The sequence below is a fragment of the Luteimonas sp. RIT-PG2_3 genome (genome assembly GCF_054902115.1).
Genome location: NZ_JBUBPF010000002.1, coordinates 325,974 through 347,252 on the forward strand (window position 1 = coordinate 325,974; position 21,279 = coordinate 347,252).

Annotated in this window: 17 protein-coding genes; 5 read left to right on the top strand and 12 right to left on the bottom strand. The window is 69.2% G+C overall.

Annotated elements, in window-relative coordinates; translation table 11 throughout:
• Positions 1-196: 196 nt before the first annotated feature.
• Positions 197-1,987: an amidohydrolase gene (locus ACYX7E_RS04255; RefSeq protein ID WP_462079316.1), complete on the top strand. Its 1,791-nt coding sequence runs from the start codon at positions 197-199 to the stop codon at positions 1,985-1,987.
• Between the two features lie 222 nt (positions 1,988-2,209).
• Positions 2,210-3,523 (top strand): MFS transporter, encoded by a 1,314-nt coding sequence (locus ACYX7E_RS04260; RefSeq protein ID WP_462079317.1) that lies wholly within the window; start codon positions 2,210-2,212, stop codon positions 3,521-3,523.
• A 169-nt stretch (positions 3,524-3,692) separates the two neighbouring features.
• Here the strand turns inward: ACYX7E_RS04260 and grxD are convergent, their stop codons facing one another.
• Positions 3,693-4,622 carry a Grx4 family monothiol glutaredoxin gene (grxD, locus tag ACYX7E_RS04265; protein ID WP_462079318.1) on the bottom strand — a complete coding sequence of 310 codons (930 nt, stop codon included), beginning with the start codon at positions 4,620-4,622 and terminating at the stop codon, positions 3,693-3,695.
• Positions 4,623-4,799: 177 nt separating this feature from the next.
• On the opposite strand from grxD, the gene ACYX7E_RS04270 reads away from it, so the two are divergent.
• Entirely contained in the window at positions 4,800-5,687 is an 888-nt protein-coding gene (locus ACYX7E_RS04270; protein ID WP_462079319.1) for a polysaccharide deacetylase family protein, read from the top strand.
• 177 nt (positions 5,688-5,864) lie between these two features.
• Here the strand turns inward: ACYX7E_RS04270 and ACYX7E_RS04275 are convergent, their stop codons facing one another.
• Genes ACYX7E_RS04275 through ACYX7E_RS04285 form a run of 3 tightly spaced genes read right to left on the bottom strand, consistent with a single transcriptional unit; the run spans position 5,865 to position 8,542 of the window.
• A complete protein-coding gene (locus ACYX7E_RS04275) occupies positions 5,865-6,575 on the bottom strand; it encodes a class I SAM-dependent methyltransferase (RefSeq protein ID WP_462079320.1) in 711 nt (236 codons plus the stop codon).
• Complete coding sequence (locus ACYX7E_RS04280) at positions 6,572-7,255, bottom strand: SGNH/GDSL hydrolase family protein (RefSeq protein WP_462079321.1); 684 nt, start codon at positions 7,253-7,255, stop codon at positions 6,572-6,574. Before ACYX7E_RS04280 ends, ACYX7E_RS04275 begins: the two co-directional genes overlap by 4 nt.
• An 18-nt stretch (positions 7,256-7,273) precedes the next feature.
• Entirely contained in the window at positions 7,274-8,542 is a 1,269-nt protein-coding gene (locus ACYX7E_RS04285) for a pyridoxal phosphate-dependent aminotransferase (protein WP_462079322.1), read from the bottom strand.
• A 218-nt stretch (positions 8,543-8,760) separates the two neighbouring features.
• Here ACYX7E_RS04285 and rsgA point away from each other — a divergent pair, with 218 nt between their 5' ends.
• Both rsgA and ACYX7E_RS04295 read left to right on the top strand, forming a co-directional pair.
• Positions 8,761-9,936 carry a ribosome small subunit-dependent GTPase A gene (rsgA, locus tag ACYX7E_RS04290; protein ID WP_462079323.1) on the top strand — a complete coding sequence of 392 codons (1,176 nt, stop codon included), beginning with the start codon at positions 8,761-8,763 and terminating at the stop codon, positions 9,934-9,936.
• A complete protein-coding gene (locus ACYX7E_RS04295; protein ID WP_462079324.1) occupies positions 9,923-11,296 on the top strand; it encodes a flavohemoglobin expression-modulating QEGLA motif protein in 1,374 nt (457 codons plus the stop codon). The genes rsgA and ACYX7E_RS04295 overlap by 14 nt, the downstream gene beginning before the upstream one ends.
• A gap of 27 nt (positions 11,297-11,323) precedes the next feature.
• Here the strand turns inward: ACYX7E_RS04295 and ACYX7E_RS04300 are convergent, their stop codons facing one another.
• The 8 genes from ACYX7E_RS04300 to dgcN form a co-directional block, all read right to left on the bottom strand.
• A complete protein-coding gene (locus tag ACYX7E_RS04300) occupies positions 11,324-12,229 on the bottom strand; it encodes a LysR family transcriptional regulator (RefSeq protein WP_462079325.1) in 906 nt (301 codons plus the stop codon).
• Between the two features lie 103 nt (positions 12,230-12,332).
• Positions 12,333-13,703, bottom strand: coding sequence for a serine hydrolase domain-containing protein (locus ACYX7E_RS04305; protein WP_462079326.1), 1,371 nt, complete (start codon positions 13,701-13,703; stop codon positions 12,333-12,335).
• A 187-nt stretch (positions 13,704-13,890) separates the two neighbouring features.
• Entirely contained in the window at positions 13,891-14,844 is a 954-nt protein-coding gene (locus tag ACYX7E_RS04310) for a LysR family transcriptional regulator (RefSeq protein WP_462079327.1), read from the bottom strand.
• A gap of 84 nt (positions 14,845-14,928) precedes the next feature.
• Positions 14,929-15,867, bottom strand: a complete 939-nt coding sequence (locus tag ACYX7E_RS04315) for a LysR family transcriptional regulator (protein ID WP_462079328.1) — start codon at positions 15,865-15,867, stop codon at positions 14,929-14,931.
• A gap of 72 nt (positions 15,868-15,939) precedes the next feature.
• Positions 15,940-17,133, bottom strand: coding sequence for a sodium/glutamate symporter (gltS, locus tag ACYX7E_RS04320; RefSeq protein WP_462079329.1), 1,194 nt, complete (start codon positions 17,131-17,133; stop codon positions 15,940-15,942).
• A gap of 246 nt (positions 17,134-17,379) precedes the next feature.
• Positions 17,380-19,080: an N-acyl-D-amino-acid deacylase family protein gene (locus ACYX7E_RS04325; RefSeq protein ID WP_462079330.1), complete on the bottom strand. Its 1,701-nt coding sequence runs from the start codon at positions 19,078-19,080 to the stop codon at positions 17,380-17,382.
• On the bottom strand, positions 19,077-20,108 hold the full coding sequence (gene dgcA / locus ACYX7E_RS04330) for an N-acetyl-D-Glu racemase DgcA (protein ID WP_462079331.1): 1,032 nt from the start codon (positions 20,106-20,108) through the stop codon (positions 19,077-19,079). The genes ACYX7E_RS04325 and dgcA overlap by 4 nt, the downstream gene beginning before the upstream one ends.
• Positions 20,105-21,139: an N-acetyltransferase DgcN gene (gene dgcN / locus ACYX7E_RS04335; RefSeq protein ID WP_462079332.1), complete on the bottom strand. Its 1,035-nt coding sequence runs from the start codon at positions 21,137-21,139 to the stop codon at positions 20,105-20,107. The genes dgcA and dgcN overlap by 4 nt, the downstream gene beginning before the upstream one ends.
• Positions 21,140-21,279 lie beyond the last annotated feature (140 nt).

Here is a 21,279-nt window from a genome sequence, read left to right on the forward strand (position 1 = left end):
AACACTGTCGCGGCAACGACCGTCACCACGGCGTTGCAACGGCGCAACAGGATCGGACATGAGTCATCAAGGCAGGCACGCAGGTGCCGTGTTGGAACCGGATGGAACGCAGGGGCAGGCGATGGGGTTGCAGTCGTTGGGGTTGAGGCAAGCAGGCGGCAGGCAAGTGGACGGCCAAGAAGCGGAGGGCAGACACGTGGCAGGGAGACTGTCGGCAGGGACGCCATCATGGTTGCAGCGCGTGGGCTGGACGACCGCACTGGTCGCGCTGCTGGCCGCCTGCCAGCCGGCGGCGGACGGCGCCTCCGCGGCGTCGGGTGCCGCGCCTGCGTCCGCGCAGGCCGCGGAACTGGTGTTCACCAATGGCCGCATCCATACCGTCGATGACGCGCAGCCCTGGGCCGAGGCGGTCGCGATCCGCGACGGCCGCATCGTGGCGGTCGGCAATGCCGACGAGGTCAAGGGCTGGACTGGCCCGCAGACGCGCGTCGTCGACCTGCAGGGCCGGCTGGTGTTGCCGTCGTTCGGCGATGCGCACGTGCATCCGGTGTTCGGCGGCATGAGCTTCTCGCGCTGCTCGCTGCACAAGGGCCAGAGCATCGAGGACTATCGCAGGATCATCACCGACTGCGTCGCGCAGAGCCCGGGCAATGGCACCGTCTACGGCATCGGCTGGCAGGACGGGTTGTTCCCGCCGGACGGCGTGCCGCGCAAGGAGGTGCTCGACGCGATCTCCAGCGAGCGTCCGCTGATCTTCATGTCGGTCGGCGGGCACAGCCTGTGGCTGAACTCGAAGGCGCTCGAGGTCGCGGGCATCGATCGCAAGACCCCGAACCCGGAGAACGGCGTCATCGATCGCGACCCCGCGACCGGTGAAGCGGTCGGCGGCCTGCAGGAGTCGGCCATGGACCTGGTGGCGGCGCAGATCCCCGAACCCACGCAGAAGGAAATGGAAGACGCCATCGCCTATGCTGCCCGGCACTTCAACAGCCTCGGCATCACCCATTGGCACGACGCCAATGTCGCGGTGCTGGCCGACGGCAACAGCGATGTCGTCAAGGCCTATGCCGCCGTGCGCGATCGCGGCGAGCTGAGCGTCGACGTCACGATGGCGCTGGGCTGGCAGAACGGCGTGTCGATGGACCAGCTGCCGCTGATCCGCAAGGCGTCCGCGCAGGCCAAGGCGCTGGATCTCGATGCCCACAGCGTCAAGCTCTACCTCGACGGCGTCATCGTGCAGAAGACCGCGGCGATGCTGGCGCCGTACCAGGACAGCGGCGACGAGCGCGGACAGACGCAGATCCCGGAGGACGTACTGAACCAGGTCGTCGCCGAGCTCGATGCCCATGGCATGCAGGCGCATATCCATTCGATCGGCGATCGCGCGGTGCGGCTGGCGCTGGATGCGATCGGCGGCGCACGCGAACGCAACGGTCCGCGCGACAACCGCCACATGGTGTCGCACCTGAATGTCATCGACCCCGCCGACCAGCCGCGCTTCGGCGAGCTCGGCGCGGTCGCGGTGTTCCAGCCGCTGTGGGCCTGCGACGAGCCCTACATGCGGCTGTCGATCGAGCGCATCGGCCCGCAGCGCAAGCCCTTCATCTATCCCACGCGCGGCGTGATGGCGGCGGGCGGCAAGGTTGCCTACGGGTCCGACTGGCCGGTGGCATCGGCCAATCCGCTCGAGGGCATCGAGGTCGCGCTGACCCGCATCGCCCCGGGCGTCACTGATCTGGCACCGCTGGGACCGGAGCAGCGCATCGAACTGGCCGACGCGATCAAGGCCTACACCCTCAACGTCGCCTACGTGAACCGCATCGACCAGGACACCGGTTCGATCACCGCCGGCAAGCGTGCCGACCTGGTGGTGCTGGACCGCGACCTGTTCAAGATCCCGGCCAACGAGATCTCGAAGGCCAAGGTGCTGCTGACGCTGTATCGCGGCAAGCCGGTATCCGGCGACCTGGCGCTGGACGCGCGTTGACAAGCCCTGACGCCGGCCCCCGGTCACTGCGCGGGCGCTGAGAACCTGTTCACGATCTGTCGCGAGCGCAGCCAGATGGCGCGTGGCGGACACATTAGTGAGCGGCGAGCAGGAAGCGCAGTGTAGGTGGGGTACATGAGCATTCCGAGCACCGCACGCGCGTCATCTGGCAAGCGCAGCAAGATCGTGAACGGTTCTGAAGGCGTTCCTCGGGAGGGAACAATGGAGAGGGATCCGCGGGATGCGATCCGGCAGCAGGCGATGCGTCGCCTGCAATGGGTCGTCGTCGTGCTGTGCATCGCGTTGAATGCCGTCGATGGCTTCGACGTGCTGGCGATCAGCTTCGCCGCGCCCGGCATCGCCGAGGAATGGAACATCGATCGCGGCACGCTCGGCGTGGTGCTGTCGATGGAACTGTTGGGCATGGCGGTCGGTTCGGTATTGATCGGCAATCTCGCCGACAGGATCGGCCGGCGGCCGGTGATCCTCGGCTGCCTGGTGGTGATGGCCTGCGGCATGGGGCTGGCCGCCTGGGCCAACAGCGTGGCGATGCTGTCGGTGATCCGGCTGTTCACCGGGTTGGGTATCGGCGGCATGCTGTCGTCGACCAGCGCGATGGTCGCGGAGTTTTCCAACGATCGTCGCCGCCCGATGAACGTGGTGCTCAACATCGCCGGCTATTCGGCCGGCGCAATCCTCGGCGGCGTGCTGGCGTCGATGCTGCTGGCCAGGACCGGCGAGTGGCGCACGGTCTTCCTGGTCGGCGCGGCCGCGACGGTCTGCCTGCTGCCGCTGGCCTGGTGGTTGCTGCCGGAGTCGATCGAATCGCAGCTCGCGCGCAGGCCGGCCGGCGCGCTGGACAGCATCAACCGGACGTTGCGCAGGCTGCGCATGGCACCCCTGTCGCAGCTTCCGCCGCCGCCGACGATGGTGTCCAGGCCGTCGCTCCTGGGCCTGTTCTCGCAGGGTCATGGGGTGGTGACGGTGCTGCTGACGCTGGCCTACTTCTCGCAGATCATGGCGTTCTACTTCATCCAGAAGTGGACGCCGAAGATCGTTGTCGACATGGGCTTCGATGCCGCCCAGGCCGGCGGCGTGCTGGTCTGGGCCAACGTCGGCTGCCTGATCGGTGCGGTCGCGGTCGGGCTGGCGTCGCAGCGCTTCCGGCTCCGGCCGCTGGTCATCACCGCGATGCTGCTGTCGTTCGCGACGATCGCGGCCTATGGGCTGGCCCCACGCGACCTGTTCTGGTTGTCGCTGGTGGCCGCTTGCGCGGGTCTGTTCACCAATGCCGGCGTCGTCGGCCTGTATCCGGTGCTGGTCGAGGCCTTCCCGACCGCGCTGCGGGCCAGCGGCACGGGCTTCGTCATCGGTGTCGGGCGCGGCGGTTCCGCCGTCGGCCCGGTCGTGGCCGGGGCGCTGTTCGCGGCCGGCAGCGGACTGTCGCTGGTATCGGCGACGATGGGGGCCGGCGCCTTGTTCGCGGCGGCGATGCTGCTGGTGCTGCGACGCCTGCGTGCGGCGCAGGCGGGATAGCAGCAGACGCGCAGGCGCGTGTCTCGCGCGGTTCCGGTCAGATCATGCCTGCCGGAGCCACGTGTGTCGCCCGTGGGCCGGCAGGTATCGCAGGTGTCGCCACCACGATGCGTCGGCGACGCATCGTGGTGTACTGATCAGATGCAGTGCTGACCAGATGCAGTGTTGATCAGTAGCGCGGGATCGCGCCGTCGACCGACTGCGACCAGGCGTCGATGCCGCCTTCGATGTTGTAGACCTGGGTGAAGCCCAGTGCCTTGAACTGTTCCGCCGCCTGCGCGCTGCGGCCGCCGTGGTGGCACAGGAACGCCAGCGGCGTGTCCTTGGGCAGGGCCTGCAACTGCTGCACGCCATCGCCATCGAACAGCTTGACCGCATGCGGCAGCGATGCGATCGCGCGCTCGTCGGCAGGGCGCACGTCGACCAGCGTCAGCGTACCGGCCTTGGCGCGGTCGTCGGCATCGGCCGGCGAGATGTTCTGCACCGGCTTGGGCGCATTCGGGTTGTCGATGACCAGGCCACGACCGCGCAGGTCGTCGGCGAAGTCGATGCTCAGGCCGTCGGCGCGACGCGCACCGGCCAGGTCGAACTGCACGCGGATGCCGTCGACCTCGACCACGATCGCATCGCTGTCGGCCGGCACCAGGTTCAGGCGCGTGCGGTAGGCGCGGTCGATGTCGAGCTGCAGCGCGACGTCGCCGCCGGCATCGTCGATCGCCTTGCGCAGCATCTGCAGCGCGGCCGGGGTGATGCTGATGTTGGGCGGCGTGCGGTCCGGCGCGGACAGGCCGAGCGCGGTATGCAGCTCGCCGCTGTTGACCATCTGCACGATGATGTCGCTGCCGCCGACCAGCTCGCCGCCGATGTACAACTGCGGGATCGTCGGCCAGTCGCCATAGGCCTTGATGCCTTCGCGGATGTCGGCATCGCTGAGCACGTCGACATGCGCGTAGTCGGCGCCCACGGCGTCGAGCGCGGAGATGGCCTTCGCGGAGAAGCCGCACTGGGGCGCCTGCGGCGAGCCCTTCATGAACAGCACGGCGTGATTGGCTTGCAGCAGCGCGTCGATACGCGCGCGCAGGGCGGTGTCGAGGGACATGACGAGGTCCGTGTTTCGGGGGAGGCACATGTTAACGCGGATACCCCTGACGGGACCTGTCGCAGGTCAGGTGCGGGCCGGAACACAGCGGTGCGGGCAGCGCCTGTCGAAGGCGGCGGGCGCGGTCAGCGCAGCCCGGCCGGCATGCCCGGGCGCCGGGGCTGGCATCATGGCGGCATGAGCACGCGTCCCCGTCCCCCGGCCTCCCGTTCATGGGTCTGGCTGCTGCTGTTGCCGCACCTGCCGGTGCTCGCGGCCTGGGCCTGGGGCGGCTGGAAGCTGGGGCTGCCGCTGCTGTTCGGGGTGCACATGCTGCTGCTGTGGGGCGTGTTCCGGCCCGGTTCGCGGCTGTACGGGCCGGTGCTGACGCGGATGCCGCAAGCGCAGGACGCCGGAGTTCACGACACCGAGGTTCAGCCGGCACAGGCGCAACGGGGTGATGCCGGACGGGGTGATGCTCAACAGGGCGATGCTCAGCAGGGGGATGCCCGACAGGATGGGCAAGGCGAACACGCGGTCTGGCTGACGATCGACGACGGCCCGTCGGCGCAGACGCTGGAGATCCTGGACCTGCTGGACCGGCACCGCGCCAGGGCCACGTTCTTCCTGGTCGGCGACCGCGCGGCGGCACGCCCGGACCTCGTGCACGAGATCGTGCGTCGCGGCCACGACCTTGGCAACCACAGCCGCAGTCACCCGCAGGCCTGGTTCTGGGCGCTGGGCCCGCGCCGGATGCGCGACGAGATCGTCGGCTGCCAGCAGCAGTTGCAGGCGATCACCGGCACGGCGCCACGCTGGTTCCGCGCCGTGGTCGGCCATGCCAATCCCTTCGTCGCCGCGCCGCTGCGCGAACTCGGGCTGTCGCGCGTGGCCTGGAGCGCACGCGGCTTCGATGCCGTGGCGGCCGATCCCACGCGCGTGCTGCAGCGGATCGAGCGCGACCTGTCGCCTGGCGCGATCGTACTGCTGCACGAAGGTGCCGCGCACGGCCGCAACGTCGAGATGATCGCCGCCCTGCTGCAGCGCATGGACACCCTCGGCTACCGCGGCGTGTTGCCACCCTAGGCCACACACCCACGCTGCAGCGGCCGCGCAAGACGGAACCGGCCGTTGAGGCGGCGATGAACGCGTCGTCACGCGCTCGTGCATCGACGACTTCGCGCCCATGGGCGCTCCTACAGAAACCATCGACATTGCAGGGCGTCGGGTCTGGACCCGCCTCCCCACACCGCGCGCTAGCCCTCAGCCGATATCGCCTCGATGCGCGACGATCAGCCAATGGTTGAACGGGGTATTGCCGTACAGCGGCGACATCGTGACCGTGAGCCCGGCATTGCGCAGCCGCGATTGCAGGGCCTCGGCATTGGGGTAGTGCTTCGGGCGCGCCTGCATCCAGCCGATCAGGTTGGCCAGGCGGTCGGTGATGCGGGTGCGGCGGTGACGCTCGCTGCCGTCATCGAGGGCGGCGCGCATCACCAGGCGTGCGCCCGGCGTCAGCATCGCGATCGAGGCGTCGAGCAACTCCGATTGCGCGGCTTCGTCGAGGTACTGCAGCACGTCGAGGATCGCGACGCTGCCCTGGTGCGCGGGACTGCCGTCGGCCAGGTCGAGCACGTCGAAGCGAGCGCCGTCCAGGCCGCTGCGTGCGGCGATGCGGGTCGCGCGTTCGATCTTGGCGGCATCGATGTCGACGCCGTGGTAGCCCAGCCGTTGTGCGTCGTGGCGCAAGCTGTGCGCCAGCAGGCCGAGTCCGCAGCCGAGGTCGAGCACCGGCGCGCTCGAACCGCGGAACGCCTCCAGCACGCCCGGGTACAGCGGGTCGGTGCGCAGCTTGGACAGCGTGTAGTAGTAGTCGTAGCGGTTGCCCAGCGCCCAGGTCGGCAGGAACGCGCGTGCGATCGCGCGTGCAGATGCGGCGTTGAACGGGCGCGTGGCCGGAAGGCCCGTGCTCATGCCTGCACCAGCGCATGGCGTGCGGCCGGCAATGCGGCCTGCACCCAGCGGGCGTGCATCGCCGCGGAATAATGCAGGCCATCGTCGGCGAAGTCGCCATCGCGCTCGCCGTCGCCCTGCGCGCGGCTGATCGGCGTGATGTCGACGAAGGCCACGCCATGCGCCGCGCAGATCGCGCGTGCGGCGGCATTGAAGGCGTCGATCTCGTCTGCGGTCTGTCGAAGGTCGCGGCCCGCGCCGGCACCGTACGGGGTCGCGCCCCAGTCGGGGATCGACAACACCAGCACGCGCGCGCTGCGACCGCCGGCAAAGCCGATCGCGCGTTGCAGCAGCGCCGTGAACTCGACGCGGTAGTTGGCCAGGTCGCGGCCGCGATACTGGTTGTTGACACCGATCAGCAGGCTGACGAGGTCGTGTGTGCCCTGTGGGCCGGCAGCGTCGATCGCCGCCGACAACTCATCGGTGGTCCACCCGGTGGTCGCGATGATCTGCGGATCCGCAAGGTCGACGCCTTGCGCCCGCAAGGCGTTGGCCAGTTGTACCGGCCAGCGTCCTGCGGCATCGATGCCTTCGCCGATGGTGTAGCTGTCGCCCAGCGCCAGGTAGCGGCCGGGACGGTGTCCGGTCAGGGGCGTGGACGGTGAGGTGTCGTCGCGGCGGGCGCCGGGTGCATCCTGCATGCCGGGTGCCGTGCCTGCTCAGGCCGCCGAGCGCGACTTGCGCGCGATCGGCACGACCTTGCCGGCCGCTTCCGCGCGTCGCTGCAGCACGCGCTCGATCCGCGAGAACACTTCGCGCAGCTGTTCGGGCTGCGGCAGCAGGGTCACGCGGAAATGATTGCGGTAGGGCACGTTGAAGCTGGTGCCGGGCACGATCAGCACGTCCTCGTCCTCCAGCATCTCCAGCGCGAAGCCGTGGTCGTCGAAGCCCTTGGCGGCATCGCCGACGACGCCCGGGAACGCATACAGCGCGCCGGCCGGGGCGGTCAGGTGCAGGTGCTCGCTGCCTTCGCAGGCCTCGATGACCGCGCGCCGCGCTTCGTACAGGCGACCGCCGGGACGGCACAGCGGGGTGATCGTGTCGGCGCCGGTCAGCGCGGCCTCGATCGCGAACTGGCCGGGCACGTTCGCGCACAGTCGCAGTGCGCCGAGCAGGTCGAGCGCGTTGCGGAAATCCTGGCTGCGCTGCGGATCGCCCGACAGCACTGCCCAGCCGACGCGCCAGCCGCAGGCGCGATGCACCTTGGACAGGCCGCCGAACGACAGGCAGGGCACGTCGCCGGCGATCGGCGCGATCGGGTGGAACTGCGACTGGTCGTAGAGGATGCCGTCGTAGATCTCGTCGCACAGCAGCAGCAGGTTGTGCTTGGCGGCGATCGCGACGATGCGTTCGAGCAGCTCGCGCGGATAGGTCGCGCCGGTCGGGTTGTTGGGGTTGATCAGCACGATCGCGCGGGTGCGCTGCGAGACCAGCGCCTCCATCTCGTCGGGATCGGGCAGGAAGCCGGTGCCGGCATGGCAGCGGTAGAACACCGGGCGGCCATCGTTGAGGATCGTCGCGGCCGACCACAGCGGATAGTCGGGCGAGGGCACCAGCACTTCGTCGCCGGGATTGAGCAGCGCACGCAACGAGATGTCGATCAGCTCGCTGACGCCATTGCCGACGAAGATGCGCTCGGGCGAGACGTTGGGCGTGCCGCGTGCCTGGTGGAACGCGGCGATCGCTTCGCGCGCCAGCGGCAGGCCCTGCTGGTGCGTATAGGGATCGGTATTGTGGATATGGTCGGCGATCGCGTGCTGCAGATGCTCGGGCGCACGGAAGCCGAACGCGCCGGGGTTGCCGATGTTGAGCTTGATCAGTTTCCGCCCCTGGACCTCGAGCTCACGCGCTCGCCGGGCCAGCTCACCACGAATCTCATAACGGACTTCGGAGAGGCGTTCACGGGTCTGCAGGCTGGGGGTGGACATCGGGGGCCGTCGCGGCGATTGGGTGAGCTCGGCACTCTAGCCCAAATCCAGCGGTTTTGCCGTCTCCGGGGAGCCCGCTTCAGTCGCGATTGGGCGATGTTCACGGCCTGCGTCCAGGTCTGCTGTGCCGGTCGCGCGGCGCTTGCCTGCGCGTCCAGCGCTTGTCCCGCGCCGATCCGGCATAGAATCGCGGCCATGCCGCATTGCCGCCACCTGCCTTGAGCCACACACCGCCCGCCGTGCCGGAACTGTCGCTGGCTGCGTTGCGCAGGATCGGCTGGCCCTGGGCAGGCGACCTGGAGGCCGGTGAAATCACCGATCCGGGCTGGCGCGAATGCATCGCCCAACACCCCGGCACCCGTCCGGCCCGCGTCATCGAGCAGCACCGCAGCGGCTACATCGTCGCCGACGCGCGGGTCGCCGCCGGCCTGGCCGAGGGCCGCGAGGAAGGCTTCGCAGTCGAGTCGCTGCCAGAGTGGCTGCGCGCCTCGGGCTACCGCAAGGGCCTGGTCAAACCCGAGGACCGTGCCGCGGTCGGCGACTGGGTGTTGCTGGACGGCAACAAGATTGTTGCCTTGCTGCCCCGTCGCAGCGCGATCAAGCGCGCCGCCGCCGGCGAGCACTACAAGCAGCAGCTGATCGCGGCCAATGTCGACACCGTGTTCGTGGTCTGTGGCCTCGACGGCGACTTCAACCCGCGCCGCATCGAACGCTACCTGCTGCTGGTGCGGGGCGATGGCGTCGAGCCGGTGATCGTGCTGACCAAGTCCGACCTCCCCGATGCCGACGCCGAGGCCGCGCGCGCCAACCTGGCCGGGATCATCGGCCAGGGCATTGCGGTGCTGGCGGTCAATGCCCGCGACCCGGCCAGCGTCGCGCAACTGCTGCCCTGGCTGCCGGCCGGTGCCAGCGCGACCGTGGTCGGCAGTTCCGGCGCCGGCAAGTCGACGTTGACCAATACCCTGCTCGGCGTCGAAAAAATGAAGACCAACAGCGTGCGCGAACACGATGCGCGCGGTCGGCATACCACCACGCACCGCGCGCTGATCCCGCTGCCGTCGGGCGCTTGCCTGATCGACACCCCCGGCATGCGCGAGCTGAAACCGACCGGCGAGGAAGACATCGCCGACGGCGGTTTCGCCGACATCGAAGCGGTCGCCGAGCAGTGCCGTTTCCGCGATTGCAAGCACGTCGCCGAACCCGGTTGCGCGCTGCGCGCGGCGATCGAGGACGGCAGCCTGGATCCGGCGCGCGTGGCCAACTATCTCAAGCTCAGTGCCGAGGTCGCCGGCGCGACCCAGCAGCTGGCAGCGCGCCTGGCCAGGAAGGGCGAGGCGAAAGTGCAGGTCAAGGCGCTGCATAAACGGCTCGACGACAAATATGGCAAGCGCTGACCCCGCAGCCCCGACCACGACCCCGGCGGCGTCCGCAGCGGATGCCGCGCCTGCTGCACCTGCTGCACCTGCGGCACCTGCAGCGCCCGCACGCGCCGCCGCCACCCCTGCCGCATCCGCACCCGCGCTCGCCCCGGACATCGTCCACCACGCCGCGCTCGATGCGCGCCTGGTCTCGGCCGTGCGCGGCCTGCGCGTGCTCAGCCTGACCAGCTGGCCGGCACAGGCGCAGCATGCGTTCCTCGCCGCGCAGGCGCAGGGCCGATTGGAGCTGCCCAGGATCGACTACCCGCGCCACGATTTCAGCCAGGCCCGGCGCGAGCTGCAGGCAATCGCCTCTGCCGCCGATCCCGGCCATCCGCTGGGCATCTATCTCGTCGAGTCGGCGCAGCAATGGGACATCGCGGCGCAGCTGCTGGAATCGCTGGGCACCCCAGCGGTGTCGGCGCATGCGATCGCGCTGTACGGCCATCCGCAGGACCCGCTGTCGACCGACGGACCGAGCACGCTCGATGCCGCCGGCCATTTCATCCAGATCGCCGACGAACTCGACCGCGAACTGCTGGCGCCGGAAGAGCAGGTCGAGATCTCGGCGGCCGCGTTGCAGCTGCAGTTCCAGCGCGAACTCGATGGCTTCTTCGGCACGAGGATGATCGATGTGCAACTGGATCCGGACATGATCGCCAAGGCCGCGGCCGGCGCGCGCCGTATCCGTCTGCGCACCGGCGCGGCCTACAGTGACTACGATCGCCACCAGCTGCTGCAGCATGAAGCGCTGGTGCATTCGCTGACCGCATTGAACGGCCGCGAGCAGGCGGTGCTGCCGAGCCTGGCGCTGTCGTCGCCGCGCATCACCGCGACCCAGGAAGGCCTGGCCGTCTTCGCCGAGCAGATCACCGGCAGCATCGACATCGCGCGGATGAAGCGCATCAGCCTGCGCACCGAAGCGATCGCGATGGCGCTCGAAGGTGCCGACTTCCTGCAGGTGTACGGTTATTTCTCCGATGCCGGCCAGACCGTGGCCGAGAGCTTCGCCTCGGCGCAGCGCGTGTTCCGCGGCGTCCCGTTGACCGGCGGGCATGCCTTCACCAAGGACACCGTCTACCTGCGCGGCCTGGTCGACGTGCATACGTTCTTCCGCACCTCGTTGCGCAACCAGCGACTGCGGCTGTGCCGGTTGTTGTTCGCCGGCAAGATGACCCTCGACGACGTGCGCCGCTTCGAACCCTTGTTCGACGCCGGCATCATCGCCCCGCCGCGTTGGCTGCCCCCGTGGGTCGCCCGCGCCAACGGATTGGCCGGCATGCTCGCCTTCTCCCTGTTCGCGAACCGCATCCGGCTCGACACTGGCACGGTGTGAGAAGCGCGTCGCGGGTCGAGACTTGCCCTACGCTGGGTTTCCGGATTGCAGCAGCGCGAGCTGCCTGACCTGTTCGAGGAAATGCTGCTGGATCGGGGTGGGTTCGTGGCCCTTGCGCATCACCGACCACAGGTCGACGACGTAATCGGTGTCCAGTTCGCGCACCTGCACCGCGCCGTCGTCGTGGTCGAATGCGGTGAACGGGTCGACGACGGTGACACCCAGCCCACGGGTGACCATCGAGCGGGCGAGCTGGTAGGTATGCGCGCGGATCACGATCTCCGGGCGCGGGTCGATGTACTGCAGTTGCGCGCGCAGCGCGCGGCCGAGGCCGTCGGTGGTGCTGATGCCGATCATCGGCACGCCCGCCAGCGCCGACAGCGGCAGCGGCGTCTGCAATTCCGAGGGTTGCCACCAGCCGGGCGGGGCGATCGCGCGCAGCTTGCCCGAGGCGATGATCGCCTGCTGGATGCCGGGATGATGGAACTCGTTGAGGGTCAGCCCGACATCGGCCTCGCGCAGTACGATCGCATCCACCAGTTCGCGCGAATGCTGGGTCACCAGTTCGATCGTCGCGTCCGGATAGCGCTTGCGCACGCGGGTGATCGAACGCGGGAACAGGGCGCTGGCCAGCGTCGGCGTGCCCATGACCCGCAGCGGGTGCACGGTCGAGCGGCGCAGGTTGGCGGCCAGGCGCTGGATGTCGCGAAGGTCGTCGGTGACCTTCTCGACGCGGTCGCGCAGGGCGCGTCCTTCGACGGTCAGTTCCAGCCGCCCGAGCACGCGCGAGAACAACGGGAAGCCGGCCTGGCGCTCGGCCTGCTGCAACAGCTTGGTCGCCGCCGGCTGCGAGATGTTCAGCACCGCGGCCGCGCCGGTCAGCGTGCCGGCTTCAAGGACGGCCTGGAAGATCTCGATGTGGCGCAGGCGCATGGGCGGGCGGAAGGACCGGGCGGCGGAGGGCGGGGTGGCCCGAGTATAGTCGCCGCCGCTGATCGGCCCGACCGCGTGCCGTCATGGTGCCGTCAGGGCGCGATCAGCGCGCCGGCAGCACCCGCAAGCCGCGTGCGCGCGAGTTGCCGAGAGTGAAGCCGTCCTCGCCGTCCAGTGGCTTCAGCGTGGCGCCATCGCCGCTGTAGTCGCCGCTGGCATTGCGGCGCAGTTCGATGCTGTGGGTCGGGGCCTGCGCCTGTGCGGGCACGATGTCGATCAGCAGGCGCTCGCCGCGACGCGACACGATGTAGTCGGCGTCCAGGCTCTGCGCGCGATAGCGGCCGGCCGCAGGCGCCGGCGGCACATAGCCCGGTGCTGGCCCGAGCAGCGCATCGAGGGCGTCGTCGGCAACATCCTGCGAGACGATGTCGCCACGGTTGCAGAACGCGGCGACGCCGAGCTTGCGCGCCGGCACGCGCACGTACATGTGCTTGAAGGCTTCGGCACCGCCGCCGTGCTGGACGACGTCGCGCCCCTGGCGCCGACCGACCTGGAGGCCGGAGGCATAGGTCAGGTCGTCGGCGCTGTCGCGCGCGGGCGTGCCGTCGCCGAGCACGCCGGGACGCTCCATCTCGGCGCGGACGCGCGGCGTCCAGACGCGGTGGCCGTGTTCGATGTCGTACTCGTAACGGGCGAGGTCGTTCAACGTGACCATCAGTCCGCCCGACCCACCGAAGCGCGGATAGGTATTGCGGATCGCGTAGCCATCGCCATGCGGCACATAACCCTGGGCCAGGTGCGCCGACGTCGGCGCCTTGCCGTCGAGCACGTAGCTGTCGCGCATGCCCATCGGGTCCAGCACCTGCGTCTTGACGAAATCGGCGAAGCGCTCGCCCGAGCGCCGATGCACCAGTTCGGCCAGCAGCAGGTAGGCGCCGTTGGAATAGGTCACTTCCGTGCCCGGCGTGAAGTTGGTCTGCGGCTGCTTCAGCACCAGCGCAAGCGCCTCCTGCATGGTCGCTTGCGAGGCCTGCGGCTGGCCGGCCAGCGCCAGCAGCGACAGCGAGTCCAGCACCCCGGAACTGTGCTGCAGCAGCATGCGCACGGTGATCGGCTGGGCATAGGCCGGCAGTTCCGGGATGTGCGTGCGGATGTCGTCGTCGAGCGACAGCTTGCCCTGCCCGGCCAGCACCATGACCGCCAGCGCTGTGAACTGCTTGGACACCGACGCGGCATAGAACAGCGAATCGCCATCGAGCGGCGTCGAGGTCTCCAGGTTGGCCATCGCGCTGGCGTGCAGGCTGTCGAGCTTGCCGTCGCGATAGACCGCGATCGCGCAGCCCGGTGCATCGGCACCGCCGGTGTCGGCGGCCAATGCATCCAGGGCCGCGCGCGCTGTGCTGGCATCCGCTGCGGTGGCCGTGCCCATGGCAAGCAGGGAGGCCAATGCAGCGCTCAGGACGGCAATCTTCATGGGTGTCTCTCCGCGCAAGGGGCTGCCGATGTACACAGGCAAGCCAGGATCGGTATGGGGTGGGGGCCGCATCGATGGTAGGAAGGAAACCCCGGCCTGACCACTGAAAAACAGGGGGTCGTGCATAACCGCGGTCTATCGATGCGCGGCAGGCCCGCGCGTTGCAGGCAGTCCGCCAGCGCAAGGCTCAGCGCGTGGGGGTCAGCCCTGGTGGATCGGCCTGATCTTTCCGCTGGCCATGGCCGGCATGCTCGCCCAGGCTTGCGTGCTCGCGCACATGCGCCAGGAAACGCTTCTGCGCATGGTCGAGCGGCTCGCCCTTGCGATACACGGCATACAACGGGATCGGAAGCACCGGCTCCAGCGTGCGGAACTGCAGCGCATCGTTGCCATGCCCGCGCGCGGTGAACGAATCCACCAGCGCCAGCCCGTGGCCGTCGCGGACCAGCGCACGCGCGAGCTGGTAGGTCTGTACCCACATCTGGATGTTCGGTTCCGGGGTCAGCGATTCCAGGTGGATGTGGATGCGCCGGCCGAGGTCGTCCTTGACGGTGATGCCGATCATCGGTGCGCCGGCCAGCGCCGACAGCTGCTGCGGCGTCTGCAGTTGTTCCTCGCTCCACCAGCCGGGCGGCGCGATCACCTGCAGCCAGCCCTGGCCGATGATCTCCATCTGCAGGCCGGGGTGGTTGACCTCCTGCAGTGTCAGGCCGATGTCGATGTCGCGCAGCAGCAGGTAGTCGAGCATCTCGCGCGAATGCATCGCCAGCAGGTCCATGCCGACCTCGGGCAACTCGCGATGGAAGCGGGTGATGGCGTCCGGCAGCAGGGCGCTGGCCAACGTCAGCGTCGCGGCCACGCGCAGCGGCGCCAGCTCCGACGTGCGCACGTTGTCCGACAGGCGCTGCAGGTCGCGCATCTGGTCGGCGATACGGTCGATGTGCTCACGCAGCAGCGCGCTCTGCTGGCTCAGTTGCAGGCGTCCCTTTTCGCGCGTGAACAGCGGGAATCCGGCCTCGCGTTCGGCCTGCTGCAGCAGCTTGCTGGCCGCCGGCTGCGAGATGCCGAGCAGGTGCGCGGCACCGGTCAGCGTGCCCGCTTGCTGGATGGCCTGGAACATCTCGATATGGCGAAGGCGCATGGACGCGGGCGTGCTGCGGCAGGGACGGAAGCCGCCAGCCTAGTCGATGTGGCCGGCGCAGGTCATGCCCACGGCAGACTCATGTCAGGCCTGCGCCGTGCCGGGCACCGGCAGCGCATCGCGCTCCGCGTCCACGCCGCGCTGCTCCTGCAGGGTCGCCGACAGCATCTGGATGAAGGCCTCGGCGGCCTTCGACGGCGGCCGGTCTTCCAGCGACACGCAATGCAGCTTGAAGCGGATCGGCGGCGAGAACGGGCGGAAGTCGGTGGCCGCATCGATGCTGGCACGCGCGGTGAACTCGTCGACGACGGCCATGCCGGCGCCGCAGCGGGTCAGGGCCGCGGCGATGTAGAACGTCTGGTTGGAGACCACCTCGCGGATCGCGATGTCGTGGCGTTGCAGTTCGCGGTTCAGCAGGTCGCCGACCGGCCCGCCGGTGGTCAGCCCGACCATGTCCTGGCCGTCGAGCATCTGCAGCGACACGCTGTCGCCGACGTCGGGCAGGCTTTGGGTCTGGAACAGCAGCATCAGTTCGGCGCTGGCGAGTTCGCGCTGCTGCATGCGCGGATGCGCCGGCGGATCGTAGGCGATCGCGATGTCGCAGCTGCGTTCGTACAGCGCCTCGAACAGATCGTCGTGGTGCAGCGTCTGTACGTCGAAGGTGACATCGGGATGGCGCTGGCGGAAGCGGGTGATCGCCAGCGGCGCCAGGTGCAGGCCCAGCGACGGCACCACGGCCAAGCGGATATGGCTGCCGGCCATGTTGCGGATGTTGCCGACGGTCTTCTGCAGCGAGGTCAGGCGCTTGAAGATATCGGCGACCTCGATGAACAGTGCATGCGCCTCGTCGGTCGCGACCAGTCGTCCACGCACCAGCTTGAACAGTTCCAGCCCCAGCTGGTACTGGGTGTGCTGCAGCACCTTGCTGACCGACGGCTGCGAAACATGCAGCGCACGCGCCGCCGCGCTGATCGAGCCGGTGGTGTAGACCGCGTGGAAGACTTCAATCTGGCGGAAGCGCATCGCTGGGTCCTTGCTCGGGGGACAGGCCGGCGCGGCGCGCCATCGGCGGGGTGTCCATCGTCAGACGCCGCATCATTTCCAGAAGTTGATGAAGCCGGTGATGATCAGCGCATTGGTGAAGTCGATGAAGAACGCGCCCACCAAAGGCGCCACCAGGAACGCACGCGGCGCCATGCCGTAGCGCTCGACCAGGGTGCGCATCACCGCCATCGCGTTCGCGGTGGTGCCGAGCATGAAGCCGATGAAGCCGCCGCCCATGACCGCGGCATCGTAGTCGCGGCCCATGACCCGGAACACCACCACGCAGAACAGCGACACCATCGCCACCTGCAGGCCCAGGTTGACCAGCAGCGGCAGCGCCAGGCCGGCCAGTTCCCACAGTTTGAGGTTCATCAGCGCCACCGACAGGAACAGCGCCAGGCAGACGTTGCCGATCAGGTCGGTCGTCGGCACCGACATGCCGATCCAGCCGGTGCGGTCGTCGAGGTTGCGGATCACCGCGCCGACCAGCATCGCGCCGACATAAGCCGGCAGCGTCAGCCCGGTCGCCGAGATCCATTCGCTGACCCAGGCACCGGCCCACATCGCGACCAGGATCACGACGATGCTCTTGAGCGCACCGAACTCGCGCTCGGACTCGGTCGGGATCGGCCCGATATGTGCTTCGCCCGGCACCCGGTGCTGGTGGGGGTGCGCCGAGGTCAGGCCGAAGCGGCGGATCAGCACGGTGATCACCGGGCCGCCGACCAGGCCGCCCATGACGATGCCGGCCATCGCCGACGCCACCGCGATCGATTCCGCGCCGACCACGCCGGCCTCCTCGAACAGCGGCGCGAATGCAAGGCCCGTCGCCGGTCCGCCGGTCAGCGTCGTCGAGCCGGCCAGCACGCCGAACAGCGGATGCAGGTCGAAGCCGATCGCGACCGCCATGCCCAGCAGGTTCTGCGCGACCGCGAAGGCCGTCGCCAGCGCCAGGAAGACGATGACCTGCTTGCCGCTGATCCGCAGCAGCTTCAGGCTGGCATTGACGCCGATGGTGGTGAAAAACGCGATCATCAGCGGGCTCTGCAGCCCGGTGTCGAGCGTGAACAGCGTGGTGTCGCGGCTGTGCGCGGCCCAGGCCGCCAGTGCGAACACCAGTCCACCGATGACCGGTGGCGGCAGGTTGTAGCGGCCCAGTACCGGGATCGCCCGGCACAGGGCATAGCCCAGGAACAGCGCCAGGCCGGCGAACGCGAGGGTTTGTACGGCGTCGAGTTGCAGCATGGGATTGGAGTGTCCTGTATCGCGATCCTGTGTCGCGGTCATGTGTAGCAGAAGACCCGGTCCCACGTACAACGACAAGCGCGGGCCTGGCTCGGCACCTGCTCAGGATCCGTCGCGGATCCCCATGTACGCCAGCGGACAAGCGCCTCGGGGTCGCGACCGGATCTCGGCCGGGTGGTCAGCACCTGCTCGACGTCTGTCGCACGCGCGCCGGATGGCAAGCGCAGCAAGACCTTGAACAGGTGCTCAGGGGCAGGTGCCCGCCGGAGGACGATGCTGCAGCACGCGTCCGGGCAGGGCCTGCGCCAGCTGCCCATCATCGATCATCTGCGTGCCGTTGACGAACAGATGCACCACGCCTTCGGACAATACCTTGGGATGGACGTAGTCGGCCCTGGCTGCGAAGCGTTCCGGGTCGAACACGACAACATCGGCAAATTGGCCCGCGCGCAGGAAGCCGCGGTCCTGCAACCCCATCGTCGTGGCGGTGAGCCCGCTGGAGCGGTGGATGAAGGCCTGTAGGTCGATGATCTTGTCCTGCCGCACGAAGCGCGCGTACTTCTCCGGGAACGTCGCGTACTGGCGCGGATGGCCGTCGCCGCCATCGGAGGCGGTGACCACCCAGGGCTGCTGCATCAGCAGGTCGACGTCGGCGCGCGCCATATTGAACGAGGCCAGATTCGCTGCGGACTGCGATCCCACGTTGTCGATGCCGCCCTCGCCGATGATGCGCAGCGCGGCTTCGATCGGATCGATGGCCCAGCCGTCGGCGACCGCCTGCAAGGTCTGCCCGGTCCAGGGCCAGCCGGCCCCGGTCAGCAGCAGCGCGTCGGCGCCGCCACGGCGACGCAGGTTCTCGCGCATCGCGCTGCGGATCTTTGCGGCATCGGCCGGCGTGTCCAGGTGCGCGAACAGCGCTTTGCGGCCGCCATCGACGGCCCAGTGCGGCAGCAGCGACGCACCCAGGCTGGTGCCCGAGGCCAGCCACGGATACTGGTCGGCGGTGACCTGCTGGCCGGCGGCACGTGCCTGTTCGATCCGCGCGACGATCGCGCCGGCCTGGCCATGCACGTCGACGCCCAGCGCCTTGATGTGTGCAATGTGCACCGGCATGCCGGCGCGCCGGCCGATGTCCAGCACTTCGTCGATCGAGCCCATCAGGCCCAGCGAATACGAGGACTCGTCGCGCTGGTGGGTGTCGTAGCGTCCGCCGCGCCTGGCCGCCTCGGTGGCCAGCGCGACCACCTCGTCGGTGCTGGTGAAACTCTGCGGCGCGTAGAACAGGCCGGTCGACAGACCGAACGCGCCCTCGCACATCGCCTTGGCCACCAGCTGCTGCATCTGCCGCAGCTCGCCGGCATCGGGGGCACGCGCATCCTGGCCGAGCACGCGCATGCGCACCGGGCCCAGGCCGACGTAGCTGGCGATGTTGGTGCCCACGCCCTGCGCCTCGAACCAGGCACGGTCCTGCGCGATCTCCGGCGTGCCGCCGCCATCGATGCCGATGAAGATCGTGGTCACGCCCTGGAACAACCACGGCGCATTGCGTCGCGCCCCGGCATCGTCGGCGCGGATGTAGGTCTCGGGATGCGTATGCGGATCGATGAAGCCCGGTGCGACGATGCGGCCGTCGGCGGCCAGCGTGCGTGTGGCGTGATAGCGCCGGTCCAGATCCGCACCGACCGCGACGATGCGGTCGCCGGCGATCGCGACATCGGCGATGCGACCGGGACTGTCGCTGCCGTCGAACACCAGCCCGCCGGTGATCAACACGTCGACCTGCGTGGCGTCGGCCTGCAACACATCGGCCCGCAATGTATCTGCCGCCGTGCGCGTCTGCGCGCAGGCGGCGGTCAGCAGCGCGGCGAGCAAGCCCGCCGTGCGTAGGCCGGTCTTGCTCAGCCCCACTTTATGCAGACCGGCTTTGCGCAGGCGACGCGCGGTCACGCGGCGGTGCCGGCCAGTGCACGCGTGTCGGACGTACGCGGACCACCGCCCCATAGCGCGGCGGTCGTCGGTTGCAGCAGGCCGTCGACCAGGGCCACGCCGCCGACATGGTCCTGCTTCAGCCACAGCGGGCCGTCGAGGTCGATGAAGGACGCATGGCGCGCGACATGCAGCGCCGGGGCGATCCCCAGCGACGTGCAGATCATGCAGCCGACCATGATGTCGAAGTCCTGCGCGCGCGCGGCGTCCAGCAGCGCCAGCGCTTCGGTCAGACCACCGGTCTTGTCGAGCTTGATGTTGACCACCTGGTAGCGCGAACGCAGGCGCGGCAGGTCGGCGCTGACATGGCAGGACTCGTCGGCGCACAGGCGCGCGACCGATTGGAACCCCAGCAGCGCATCGTCCTGGTCGGCCGGCAGCGGCTGCTCGATCAGGTCGACGCGGGCCTCCGCCAGCACCGGCTGCATCGCCTCCAGCAAGGCCAGGTTCCAGCTTTCGTTGGGGTCGACGATCAGGCGCGCATCCGGCACCGCGCTGCGGACCGCGCGGATCAGCGTGGCGGGATCGGCGGCATCGACCTTGATCTTGATCAGGTCCAGGTGCGCGTACTGGCGGGCCGCCTGCGCCATGCGCTCGGGCGTGTCCAGGCTGATGGTCTGCGCGCTGCGCAACGCCGGCATCGCCGGCTCGCCGAGGAGGTCGGCGACGCTGCGCCGCAGCCGCTGCGACTCCAGGTCCCACAGCGCACTGTCGATCGCATTGCGGGCGGCCCCGGCAGGCAGCAGCGCCAGCAACTGCACGCGGGTCAGGCCGGCGGCGACGGCATCGCGCGCCAGTTGCACCTGCGCGGTCACCGATTCGACCGTCTCGCCATAGCGTGCGTAAGGCGTGGCCTCGCCATGCGCGACCAGCGCACCGTCACGCAGCGTGACCTCGATGACCTCGGCCGAGGTGCGGATGCCACGCGAGATCCGGAAGGGTGTCGACAACGGCCAACTGCGATGCGCGACATCGAGCACGACCGTCATGCCAGCAACCTGTCGACGATGCGGGCCACGCCATCGCGCACCGGATCCTGCGCCGGCAGCCCGAGCAGGTCTTCGGCGGCGCGGCAGGCTGCGACCGCGTCGTCAGCCGACAGTCGCGAAGTGTTCAATGCCACGCCGACCGCGATCGCCGCCGGATTGGTCAGGCGCGCGGCCGCGAGATTGGCGTCCAGCGTCTCGCGCAGGCCCGGCACCGGGTAATGCTTGAGCCCGCGCATGTGCGGACGGTTCGGCTCGTGGCACAGCACCAGCGCATCGGCCTGGGCGCCATGCAGCAGGCCCATCGACACACCGGCATACGAGGGATGGAACAGCGAGCCCTGGCCTTCGATCAGGTCCCAGCCGTTGTCGTCGCGCGCCGGCGACAACCACTCGATGCCGCCCGAGATGAAGTCGGCGACCACCGCGTCGATCGGAATGCCGCGGCCGGCGATGAAGATGCCGGTCTGGCCGGTCGCGCGGAAATCCGCGGCGACGCCACGGCGGCGCAGTTCCAGCTCCAGTGCCAGCGTGGTGTACATCTTGCCGGTCGAGCAGTCGGTGCCGACCGTCAGCAGGCGGCGGCCGGCGCGCTTGAGGCCGTTACCGACCGGCGTCGCCGGCGGATGCCGGGCGTCGAACAGGTGGCGGCCATTGCGCTGCGCGGCGTCGCGGATCGGCGCATGCGAACCCAGGCGCTCATGCAGGCCCGAGGCGACGTTGAGGCCGGCATCGAGCGCGGCGACGACATGCTCGACCATGCGCGCGTCCATATGGCCGCCGGCATTGGCGACGCCGACGATCATCGTGTTCGCACCGGCCGCGCGGGCTTGCACGAAGTCCATGTCGGGCACGCCGACGCTGGTCTTGCAGTCGGTGTCGCGGAACTGGCCCACGCACCATTCCGGGCGCCACTGCGCCAGGCCGCGCGCGGTCTTCGCGGCGAGGTCGTCCGGTGCATTGCCCAGGTACAGCAGGAAGGGAGGCGGCCAATGCGAGGCGTTGGCGTCGATCGCGGAAGCAGGCGTGGACATGGCGTCTGGTGGTTCCTGTCGCCCGGTGGCGGGCGTGGCTGGGTTGGAGAGCTTTGGGGTCACGATAGGCACTTGCCGGGAGGGGCGCCATTGAAAAGACACCGGCCACGCATAACCACAGGTTATGCATGGCCGGGGGG